6 protein-coding genes are annotated in these 12,096 nt (G+C 43.1%); all 6 read right to left on the bottom strand.

Annotated features, from left to right (window positions below; genetic code table 11):
- Window positions 1–8 precede the first annotated feature (8 nt).
- The 6 genes from ACP4IT_RS10955 to ACP4IT_RS10980 are packed head-to-tail and all read right to left on the bottom strand — an operon-like array spanning window position 9 to window position 11,904.
- Window positions 9–2,546, bottom strand: a complete 2,538-nt coding sequence (locus ACP4IT_RS10955) for a hypothetical protein (RefSeq protein WP_426855705.1) — start codon at window positions 2,544–2,546, stop codon at window positions 9–11.
- On the bottom strand, window positions 2,539–2,778 hold the full coding sequence (locus tag ACP4IT_RS10960; RefSeq protein WP_419716919.1) for a hypothetical protein: 240 nt from the start codon (window positions 2,776–2,778) through the stop codon (window positions 2,539–2,541). The genes ACP4IT_RS10955 and ACP4IT_RS10960 overlap by 8 nt, the downstream gene beginning before the upstream one ends.
- Window positions 2,775–3,794, bottom strand: coding sequence for a tail fiber domain-containing protein (locus ACP4IT_RS10965; protein WP_426855707.1), 1,020 nt, complete (start codon window positions 3,792–3,794; stop codon window positions 2,775–2,777). Before ACP4IT_RS10965 ends, ACP4IT_RS10960 begins: the two co-directional genes overlap by 4 nt.
- Window positions 3,791–6,385, bottom strand: coding sequence for a phage tail spike protein (locus ACP4IT_RS10970; RefSeq protein WP_426855709.1), 2,595 nt, complete (start codon window positions 6,383–6,385; stop codon window positions 3,791–3,793). The genes ACP4IT_RS10965 and ACP4IT_RS10970 overlap by 4 nt, the downstream gene beginning before the upstream one ends.
- Window positions 6,386–6,401: 16 nt before the next feature.
- The gene (locus ACP4IT_RS10975) at window positions 6,402–8,393 is read right to left on the bottom strand and encodes a distal tail protein Dit (protein ID WP_426855711.1); all 1,992 of its coding nucleotides are present in this window, start codon (window positions 8,391–8,393) and stop codon (window positions 6,402–6,404) included.
- The gene (locus ACP4IT_RS10980; RefSeq protein WP_426855713.1) at window positions 8,380–11,904 is read right to left on the bottom strand and encodes a hypothetical protein; all 3,525 of its coding nucleotides are present in this window, start codon (window positions 11,902–11,904) and stop codon (window positions 8,380–8,382) included. Before ACP4IT_RS10980 ends, ACP4IT_RS10975 begins: the two co-directional genes overlap by 14 nt.
- Between the last annotated feature and the right edge of the window lie 192 nt (window positions 11,905–12,096).

The raw sequence follows: 12,096 nt of genomic DNA on the forward strand, positions 1-12,096 counted from the left end.
CATCCTTTCTAAACTAAGTTGTCATAATTAACGAAACAAAAGTCATTTTTTAAAACCCCATTTTCATCATATAAACTATATAAAGAACTTATATAACCTCCACCACCGGACAATGTAATTTTTAACAAATTTCCGCTAACAGTTATATTAGTGTACACGTTACTGCTGTTTTCCACAGACCAATTATAAAATGAAGGTAGGCTTGGATTAGAAATATTACTAACTACACTGCTAAAATCAAGTGTAACCGTAGTTTCAGATAGATGGGTACTTATTGTGAACACAAAAAACAATCGTTTATTAAGGGTATCTAGTCTATAAAGAACGTAAGTTCCATGGTTTATCGATCCATTAGAAGAACTAATTTTGCTATTCTCTAGCTGACGCCAAGCTTGGTCTTCAACGCTTTTTAAATCAGCCGCGGTTGCGACATCGACACCTCCAGATTGTAATCCCGCAGTGAAGTTTGTGGCTTTAGTAGAGTCAACCATGTTAGCCGTAGCGGTGCTGATTGCGGTTGTAACATCTGATTGTGTAGCTACATCTGCCCCACCTTTTTGAAGTCCCGCAGTAAAGTTGGTTTGCTGAGAGGTTCGTGCTAGATCAGACGGTAAACTACTTGCTAGTAGTAGCGGATTGTTGTTGACCGTTGGGACAGTGTCAAAATTGTTTGCTCCAGATAAGTGAGCAACTTTGGAATCATCAGCAGGTGTGTAACTGTTGCCATTGACCCGAATACTGCCATCACCGTTATCAGCTACTCGGTGAACTAAATCGCTAAATGATGGTGTCCAAGGGTGTGCTACTGTACCTTCTTCAAGTTGAACTTCCGTAAAGGCGAGGTAGGAACTATTGCCGTCTTTAGACCCATTGTTATCTACTCGAATATAAGCATCTTCGAAGTTTCCAGTGGTAAACGTCTTGGTAATCAACTCCGCCTTAATAGGGCTTTGAACATACCCACTAATAATGCTCGTGGAGTTAGTACCTTGTCCTATCAACCAAACATCAGTTGAAATAGTATTGATAGTTCCAAACAAGATGAATTGGAACGTGTATTGGGTATTGGGTTTTACCTTGAACCAGCCACTGGAAGCGAAGGCTTCACTCGTTTTAGTGTTATACAGTTTAATTACGTTTCCCGTTCCGTTGTGATAAAACGAGTGTGTCGATAACGCTATATTCCCACCATTCGTACCCTGCCATCCATCAAGGTTAACCATGTAACCAGAGTTAGCGATAAGATTTCTAGTGAGGCTCTTGGCATCAACAGCGTTAACTTCTTCAATTCCGGCTACATCGTTGGCTGGCTTACGCATATCAGCTGTATGAACAACCTTGCTATCATCTGCTTTACTACTTAATCCATTGTTCAAATCAGTAACAGTTACGTACTTACTTAAATCAGGACTTACATTACCGCAATTTTTCCATGCTCCAGCATCCCAAACATACAAATCTGTTCCAACAAAATAACAGTACCCTTCTTGATTACCAGTTGTTGGTAATTGGGAAGCATTACTTACTGTGCCTTTTACAACCAATCCAGCACCGACAGGACCTTGTGGACCGACTGGACCAGTAGTACCAGTGTCACCCTTATCACCAGTGTCACCCTTATCACCTTTTGATGATACAAGATAAAATGGCTTTGAAGTTCCATCATCATAATTTAAGGTTACTTGCGTCCATAAAAATGGATTAACTTGCGTAGTTGCAATTAAGGTATTTGACCAAGTTCCGGTTGGCGTTGTTGTTGCACTATTTGAAATTTGATATTGAATAGTTGTTGATGAAACGCCTGTACCAGTTTTTCCTGGAACACCTTGAGGACCTTGAATTGAACCACAATCTTTCCATGCCCCACTAGTATAAACATAAAGTTCCTCGTTAACTAAATAACCATCACCTTCGGTTGCAGTGGTTGGTAAGGCAGAAACTGAATTAACTTGTCCCTTAATGTCAAGTCCTGCACCAGTATCACCTTTTGGCCCTTGCAATGTGGCGACTTTGTTAGTTAAGTCAGTCTTAAGCTGGTCAAATTCCTGTTGGAAAGTATCAAGACTCATAACCGGGATAACGTCCCCAGAATCACTCATAACATTTTCAGTAATTGTGAATCCTTGTGGGTCATCACTTGGGAAGATGGCGTTGTACGTAGTTGTTGGGGTAGTAGCAGTAGTCGTTGAGGTAGCAGTATTAGTGGTTGAACCATCATCGGTTAAGCCTTCTTGGCTACCCGGGGTAATCAGGCTGGATAAGGTCACCCACACTTCAATTGTGTAATCATCGGGTACCAGGGCATTCATAACTTCGGCATCAACCGGCATGGTAATCAATCCTGCTAATGGTTGCTTAATTGTAGCCATATCAATCGACTTAGTGAATACATAACCGGTGTCGTTGGCAACCTTTACATCAATGGCTGTAGCATTAGTTAAGTCGAATGCTGAGCCATCTTGGGTAATCGCCAAGTTAAAACTTGCTGTGGTGTCGAGGTATTTAACCTCATTGTTGCCATCGGTAAAGTACAGTTCTTTACTCACTTGCACCGCCTCCTAGGGCATTCGTAGCCTCAGTTTTCAACCGGGTTAGTACCAACTTCTTGAATCCAGCCCACATATCTTCCTTGGTTGACCCGGAAAAGGCTGTAGAAGCTTCATCAGCCGTAGCATCGAAGTTACCGTAGGCTTGGTGATTGGTACCGTTGAAAACAACCGTGTAGACAACGTGAGTGGTGTTATCTGAGTTCTGCTTGACATCTAAGCTTGTAATCATTGGGCATTCTTCCTTTCTAATTGAGTAATTCGGTAGCTAAGCTCATCTATCCGCTGGTTGGACTTCTTTAAGGCCGCTAACAAGATGGAAATGGTATTGGACTCGTTCAGATAGTAATTACCATTCTCATCCGTGCTAATCATGTCATTTGCAATACTTGCAGACTTTTTACCAACCTCATTAACATCATCAATAATTGGTCCAATATGCTGGGAATTGGTGGAGTTATCAGAATTTTTGTACTTCCACTTTTTAACATCCGTGTTCATGACAGCAGATAAAGCTTCATCTGGGGAATAATCTGTCACATCTCGCTTAGCAGATAAGGCTGACTTCAACGCGGTTCCATTGGAATAAACAAGACCAGCACGAATATCAGCTACATTGCTCTCGCCACCGCCTCCGCCATTTTTTTGAAACCAAAATTGCCCTGAATCAGCACAGGCTATGGTGTGTCCGCTAATTGATAATCCTCTGCTATTAATGCCCTTAACAGAGTCTAGGGTGACAGTTCCGGTGTTGCCGCTGGCTAGCGAAATCATGCCACCGTAGACATTCGTTGTATCCCCATCAATTATGTTACTGGCTTCAAAGCCATTATTATCCATCTTGAAGTTATCTATTCCCGAATTAATACTAATAGTGCCACCATTAATGGTACTTCCAGATATTTTGACACCGTTAATATTTCCAGCTTGAACGTTGCCTAAGTCGGCAGACAATGCTGACAGATATTTAACTGCCAAGCTAGTTACGTCCCACTTTTTAAGCTTCCAGCTTCCACCAGAATAGATATACATACTAGTTGCGACATCGTCACTCATTACCAGCCACATATCGCCATCGTTATGCTCTTTACCATCATTGAATGGGGTGCTAGTTGATTCGGTAATCGTGCCATCAAGAGAAGATTTGAGGTTTTTCATCTTTTCAGCTAAGTCATCAGCACTATCTGAGGCAATTTGGGCAAGCTTGGTGGCTTCGTTAATATCAACTGAACCCGTTGCAATAATCATCCTTCGACCACCTCCTGATAAGTCTCACCGTCATCAATGTTGAAAGCAGAATCATCGTCACTAGAACTATCTGAGTCGTCAGTATCGTCAGGTATTACCACCGGTTCTTCTACCTCGGAATTTTCCCCTTCATCTTCAGCGGGGTAAGTGACAGCTAAGTCCTTGCTATCATCACGGATACCAATTGGGATTGACCATAAACCAGAGTGACTAATCATGACGTTATGCGCAGCGTCTCGGTACTCACTGACATTGAAGCCAATTATTAACTGGTCATGAGCCAAGTCCGGGTATATCCCTTCTGGTTCAAAGTGACCACCGTACTCAACCGGCACAGATAACTGAATATCTTGACTGGGTTCAATCTGGTAATTAAAAATGACTGACTGGGTAATGAGATTGATACACATTACTAGTCGGTCATCCTTATTATTGACGTCCCCTGCTGTAAAGAAGGCGTATGGATATGCAATTGAATTGGATTGTATCGTGTTGTATTTGCCATTATTGGTAACCCCACTTGGTACAGGATTCCAACCAAAGTCTTGCAACTTGAAGCGAATAGTTGGGAAATAATTACCAGCTTTCAAATCCGAGATTTCACATACTTCTACTGTACCGTCCATCTGACTACCAATCCATAATCCATTGGTAAGGTCAACGTTAGGTCTCACATATGTTTCCATTTCACACCACTTAGTCACGGTGCTGGACCCACTATTGATCACGGCATGAGGGGTGTACGGGAAGGTTGCTAACCAATTCTTGACACCACTTAAATCCTTAATCTGGGAGTATATGAGGTTGTTGGCTTCATCATAGCCAAAGGAAGCACCGTGTTGGCCACCTTGAACAATCATTGAATCAATTAGCTTGCCATCGGCACTCCAATGTAAGAACTGGCAATCACTTAGATTGGACTTATTCTGAGTTCCTTTGTACGCGTAGCTTGCAAGTACCTCACCATTACTCATTTTGTACGAGAATTGCAATGCTCCAACGTGATTGTTACCGAACTCATCAGGGTTACCATCAGTGGTCTCCCACAACTTCTTGAAGGTACCATCAGGGTTAACCCCGGTGTCAATCCACATTTCAGACTCAGTTTTAACGAATGCGTCATCAATGGTTACCACTAAGCTACCGACAAATGGTGGGGTAATGGTGACTTCATAGCCATCCTTAGCATGGTCTGATTCCCAAGTTAGATTATGGGTACCGTCTTGTTGGACGTATTCCCAGTTGAAAGCCGCGGCTGACAAGAATGACGTAACATTTTCACCTTCAATGAATAACCTTGCGATTACCCTTTTACTGGTATCAGTATCTGTCCATGATTGTCCCAGTGGGGTAATTAAGCTGATACTAGCAGCATTTTGGTTCTTTTTGGCATCTTCAAACAGCTTAGCTACGTGGTCATTCCACTGCTGTTCCATATTTTTAATGAAATTAGGCGTCACGACTGTAACCGTACTGAACTCCCCAATGACTACCTTATTCTGAGTCGGGTCACTCTCACTAGTTGTCCGTTGAATAACTCTGGCTTGCAAGGTTAGTACTGGGGTCATTGTCAGGTCGATTACCTTAATGGTATCGCCTAATTGAGCGTCAAAATCGCTGGTTACATCAACGGAATAATTAACTCTCGGATGGTTATACAGCCTAAGTGTCTTCAATCCCAGTGATAAAAGGGCATCAGGTTCACTGACAGTTGAACTGGTAATACTTCCTTCAAGCCAAGTGTTGGCATCATTGTTGTACAGGGCGTTAGCCGAGGCATCAGTGACAAAGTTACGACCGCCGTTACCCTTAGCTGTACTGATTGAGGCACCACCGGAACCATAGACGTACAACTTGGTAATCAGAGTTGTATCAACTGTTTCCCGCTTAATACTAAGCATGTTGTCACCATAAGTGATACGTCTACCGGTATTCTGTCCCCGTTGGTCGGATAATTCCAAAATGGTATCAACCACAATCCCAGAACTATCTAATTTTACGTATCCATCAGCCTCACAATCGTAGGTCGTCAGGATTGTCTGCAATAATGTTTGGGAAGATGATTCCCCATCAATGGAAAAATCTGAAAGTAGTCCAGAAGTTGCATTATCCACCAGGGTTATCCCTGTACCCGCAATAATCCAGTTCATAGCCGCTGGCAAGGTACACTCTTTAATCTCTTTTTTTGTGGGAATTGTCTTCCCTAGTCGCCAGATTAAGAGGTTAATAGCATCGGCTGAAATAAGGTTAGTTCCAGAGGTGTTATCCATGGTCTCATCAACGGTATATATTCGGTACACTCGCCAGCGATCATTCGCTTGGTCGTAAGCCGCTAAGTGATTTCCTACTCTCAGATATTGGGCCGCTGGACTATCTGCTACCATGGTGAGACCGGTAAAGGTATCATTCCAACTCTTAGAATTAGCGTTGGGGTCAGAGGTGTTGGCTAGACTGGCTTCAGTAATGCTATCGTTTGAGCTATTATCATCGGCAAGTTGTTGCTGAATAGTCTCACCCCAGAAAATATTCGTATCAGTTGACGTATCTAAGGTGGCGACTCGTTTGAGATTTTTATCAAGAATGACGTACACACGTCTTAACTCCTTTCTACTTAATGGCTGGCTTGTACTCCAACGTTATATCTGAATTGGCTGGGTCCGGTGTGAAGTGCATTTCTTGGCTGACATCACCTTCAATCGACGGGAAGGTAGATAGCCACGAAACATACTTATCAACATTTCTACCAGCCACAGTAACCGTGTTATCAGCAGAATCTATGATGATTTCTTCGCCAGCATGAGCAATAATATGAGGAATATCATCGGGGTCATCTGATCCATCAGAAGTGTATATTTTGAGGTCAGTCAAAGTCTCAAAGTCAGAATAATATCCAACCTTGGGACTGACTAAGTCTTCCTTAATATCATGCTTCATGAATGTTGCGGCTACGTTAGCCAAGGCAAACCCAAACTTGCCCGACTTATCTAACTTTTCAGTATGAATGTGAACTTTACCCTCAGTATTTTTTGAGAAAACAACCCCAGTTTTAGGATTGAACTCGTTAATCTCAGCCACCCAGTTGTCATACACCTTGCCACCAATGGTCTTCTTTTGGCGCTCCAGCGAGAACTCACCGAAAAAGTTTGAATAAGCGTCCTTGTTCATGTATGAGGTCTCCATGACATAAGTCTTAATGGTTTTGGACTTAGTCCTAACTTTGGGTTTAGAAACCCTAGTGGACTTCCTCTTACCACCGGACTTCCTCTTAGTCACTTTCTTGGTTGCCTTTTTCCTTCTCTTTTTCTTCTTAGTGGCGGCTTTGAAGGATTCCCGCTTAATGGTAGCTTGATACAGTCTGGCTGATTTAGCTTTTGACTTAGCTTTGGAGGTAGTCTTAACTTTAACGGTCTTAGTTAAATGAACCCTTACATCATGATTGTTATATCCATTAACTTTACGGCCACCCTCGTTGTACAAAAGGGTGAGGTAATTGCCTTTATCTGTGGTGGCATTAAAAGAACTCCCCAGTTGAATGTAACCACGGGGATAACGGCCTTCTGAATAGTCGGTAATTCCCATTCGTCCACAAACATTGTTATTAGAATCCAGCAGATAGCCTTCAACCTTGCCCATGGCCCGTTCATTTTTCATCCGTTTGATATGGTGGAACCGCATGGATACCTTCCAATAATTGCTAATCTTGGGGATACCTTGGTGGATAATAACAGGACCGTAGAAGTCTTTGTGCTTGCCGACTGTACCCCAGTTGTAATGGCCTTTACTATCCTTGGCGACCATTAATGCTGAGGCTGTAGCCATTGCTTTACCATCGTTTTCCCCACGATATACCTTAATTTCTTGGGTATCGGTACCTGCTTGAAACCATGTACTCATTGAGTTGCAAGGGTCGTGTACCTGAAGTTCTTGATGAGGCGTTAAGCTAGTGATATGACCGTTAGCATCAGTAACCGTTGAACCATCGTCAACGTGGTAACCAACCGCTACATACTGGTCTCCCAAGGTATAACCAAAGTAGTACAAGTCAGTCTTGGGAATGATGTGAATAACTGGTTGAACAGCAGTGTTACCGGCTGGTGAAATAACCTGATCATTACTGGTAATCTTGATATCCCGTTGAGGTAGAAACCCCCGTGGGTCAGCTAGCATGAACGTTAACGTGGTGGTACAATCCTGAACCCCTTCGTTGAGAAAAGTGGGAGTAGGAATGGCAGTGAAATGGCCGTAGTAGACTACATCTGGCTGGTCATTAAAACGTAACGGGTACTGAGTATCAGCATCGTCATGCGTATTAATGAGGGCCTTAGATAGGTTGTCCATCTTACGGTTGTACTCATCACGGCTGCTAGCCATGATTGTAATAGGAATATCAATTTCTTTTTCTCCGTATGAATTCCCTAAAAAAACGCCCCCGTATCTACCAGGGACGTCTTGGAAGGATTCAGTGATGGTGGGAGCAATGGGCTTCGAAACATGGTTAACAAGAATTTCTAAGTCTTTGAAACTATTAAACCCATCCGAACCATCTTCAGAAAATGCATAATCAAATGTATCTACCATGGCTGTTCTACTGAATACCATTTACATATCCCCTTCCTAGATTTTTGCTTAGACTCTTTTTCGTTTTTACTTGGTTATACCCACTGTATATATCGTTAGCAGATACGACAGCCGGCGTTGGGTTCTGTTGACCAACAAGCAAGCTTTGCATAAGTCCAATGACTTGATCTAACTTGTCCATCAACTTATCTGAGCTTTTGTTGTCGTTACTGGATTGAACCTCTAAGTGATCTCGCTTAGCCATAATAGCCGCCGTTTTACCTAGAAGCTCGTAGCCTCTTGAAGACTTCAGCTTAGACAGTGGAATGACCATTTCAGGCATGTTTCCCTCGGAAATATGGGCCAACTTTTCTTTTTGGCTTAATCCACCATTAGCGTACCAATGATGAGCTTGCCAAAATTTATAAGCACCATTAATGCCGCCATATTTCTTAACATAACCTTTCATCCACTTCAACTGAGTTATTGGATTAGTTCTCCAATCCTTACCAGCACTAGCCATTTTGTCAGCTGGAAGAGATTGCGGAAGTCCATAAGCACCACCTGGGTTGTGAGCTCTAGGGTTCCAACCAGATTCATGACTAATAATATAGTTATACATTCCAAATTGGCTTGCTGGTATTCCAGCTTGTTCCAACCAATGTTTATGACTTCCAGTTGGTGCTTCACTATCTCCACTGCCAAAACTCTCGGCTGCCTCGGTTAAAGGCTCCAAAAACTTCTTAACCCAAGACAGAACACCGGAACCTTTGAGTTGCTTCGTGGCAAACTTGGTAAGCCCACTGGTGATCTTTTTTGCTGCCTTGTTACCATAACTGCCGTGAAGTTTAGTGACATCCAACCAGCCCTTAGTGGACGAACCACCATGATCCCACAGTCCCTCTGTAGTTGCTCCAATATGCACGTGAGTTCCATTAGGACCTAGCTTAGCGATGGCTTGCCCACGTTTGACATGGTCGCCTGCATGCACAAGCAGGTCTGCACCGTGAGCGTTCTTACCATTTAATTCTTGGTAAATCAGGCGCAAGCGTCCGCCTTTAGTACCGATGATTTCACCAACACCATTGTTGCCTAGCCACCGGCCCGGCCCGGCTTCTGTAACTACGGCATCTTCTAGGGCATGTACAACCTTGCCGCCAGAGAAATCGACACCATCATGAACAGACATTCCGCCACTAGTGGCCCCACGATAGCCGAACCCTGATGTAATGTGCCATCCGGAGCCGGGCGTGTGTGCTACAGGGCCACCACCACCACTTGCACTAGCAGCGTCATTAATCACATTCCATGCAGCAGACCACCATTTCTGGCCTTGATTCTTGATCTTATGATTGGCAATGTGCGCATATCCCTTTGCAACACCACCTTTTAGACCGCTAAAGTCTGGATTAAAGGTTGAGTTAAAACTCTTAGTAGCATTACTAGTAAAACCTGTAATGGCTTTTAGTTTGTCTTTCAAGGAACCAAACGCATTTTTAAAGAAGCTGCCAACCTTGCCTACTGACTTAAACAGACCACTAAGGAAACCTGTTCCGGAAGCGAAATGCATTAGCCCAAGTTGACCCATTAGCTTAGTTTCTGAGGCATTAAGTACCTCTGCACCGGGTTCCAACACCTTCATGGTGTTACTGCCATGGATTAATTCTGCAGCTCCATTTGGGTGCAAAACTGCCTCCTGGTTACCCGTTTCTGGTGAGTCATGCCCATCATTGAGAACAGCTAGCGTAGGCTTCGTGATTGTACGGCGTAGGCCACCCAACAAACCCGTACCAGTTGCATAGTATGAAGCTGTAATCGGAGCTAACGTATGAGTACCGCCATATTGTTTGAACACTTGGTTCTGCCCTTTAACAGCACCCTTGTTTAGCCCACTAATTAGCTTTCCAACCCAGTTGCCAACGGTCTTCCAGATACCATGCCAAGTTGAATAATAATTGTCTTTCGTTTTTCTATTATTTTCTTTGGTATTTTGATATTGATTGGCCGACTGCTTAGTAACACCTTTATTTTGCTTATGCGCATAATCTACCGTTTTATTATACTGATCATCAGCTTTTTTAACGGTATCGTGGCGTTGCTTCTCCGCAGCTGCAATGGCATGGTCACGTTGAGCGTGTGCATGTTTCTCAATTGCCGCCCGTTGCTTCTTGGCGTAGCTAGAATTACCCTTGTATTCATCTTTGGCAGCCTTAACGGTTTCGGCATACTTCTTATAAGCAGCCCGAACAGAAGTTTTATACTGCTTGTTGGCGTTAGCAGAAACGGTTTTGCGCTCCTTATTAGAATCAATCAAGGCCTGTTCTAGTTGCTTTTTAGACAGCTTGCCTTTTTCTTTGGTCAGCTTTTTAATGATTGACTCTTGCTTATTAGCAGAAAGCTTAATTTTTCCATCAAGTGTCGTATGAAGCCGTGCTTCCTTAGCAGTTACCGATGTGGCAAATTTAAGTTCCTGTTTTTGCAAAGCTTTCTTTTTTGCTGCTTCGTCTTTGGCAACTTCCTTAGAGTTTTTGCCATACTTTTTCTGGTCAGCCAGGATCTTACGATTCCACTTTTCGGTAAGTGATTGACGTGACTGTGCATAATACTTTGTAATGGCATTACGATCTTTTTCAGACATGGAAGATAAGCGAGTCATTTTGGACTCGTTTTTTTGAATGATAGCAAGACGCTTCTGATATTCGGATTTTGTAATGTCACCATTCTTATACAGCAGCTTAAGATTCTTGGTATCTTGGTCAACTAATCCTTTATAATGGCTTTTTGCAGTCTTAGTTAGTTTGTCAAAAGCAGAACCATCAGATAGCTTAGGAACATGTATTTTTTGGAATGATAACCCTTTTTGAATAGCTTTACCTAACTTGCGACCGATGCCCTCACCGGCAAGCCCACCAAGACCAGCACCAATGGCCGTACCAATTCCGGGAGCAATCATTGTCCCAATAGCTGCACCAGCAGCCGTGCCACCAAGTGATCCGCCAGCTGCACCAACATGTGACCCAGCAGTTTTCTTAGTAGTGCCAATTAGATCGGTTCCGGCATTTAAAACGTCAAATAGGCCAACTGATCCAGCAAGCACTTTACCAGCTTTAGTAACGTTCCCGAGCTCACCGAATCCATGTAGTTTAGAAGTTAAGCGACTAAGCCCCTTAGTCTTGGAACCATATTTTTCAACACGAGTAAGCTCTTTTGCTTCCTTGCCAACGCCTCCGCCTGCTGATTCTGTCACGTCTTCAATAGCGTTCTCAGCTTTGGACACTTTGCCAGTGCCAGTGCTTCCACCAACGCTTGTATCAGCATTTTCTTGGCGGGCTCGGCTATTACGATTTAGCGCGGCTGTCTCTTCATCAATAGCAGCTTTTTCCTTTTTTAAGCCAAATATTTCAGCAGCTTTGCCAAAAATATCCTTAAATCCTTGAACGGTCCTCAGCCCTTTGTTGAAAGCCTTAAGCCCCTTACTAGCAACAAACCAAGTTGCGGCAAATTTAGCGAACGTGTCGGCATTACCACCGATCAGCTTAACAAATGGCTTCAATAGAAAATTGGCAATTTTTAACGAATCAATCAGCGTCTTAAAACCAATTCCGCCTAAGCTCTTAAGAGTTGGTAGATTGTAAAATTAATCCGAACGCTGTTCGGACAAAAAAGATCAGCTTCCTTTAAAATGGTGTTTACCACAAACCCATCTTTTAGGAGCTGATCTTTTGTCTAGTATAACCTATTCTGA

Origin of the sequence: Levilactobacillus sp. LN180102 (assembly GCF_050106635.1) — a bacterium.
GTDB classification, from domain to species: domain Bacteria; phylum Bacillota; class Bacilli; order Lactobacillales; family Lactobacillaceae; genus Levilactobacillus; species Levilactobacillus brevis.

Coding starts and splice junctions, on each gene's coding strand:
- ACP4IT_RS10960 (WP_419716919.1), bottom strand. CDS start 2,778: ATGATTACAAGCTTAGATGTCAAGCAGAACTCAGATAACACCACTCAC.
- ACP4IT_RS10965 (WP_426855707.1), bottom strand. CDS start 3,794: ATGATTATTGCAACGGGTTCAGTTGATATTAACGAAGCCACCAAGCTT.
- ACP4IT_RS10975 (WP_426855711.1), bottom strand. CDS start 8,393: ATGGTATTCAGTAGAACAGCCATGGTAGATACATTTGATTATGCATTT.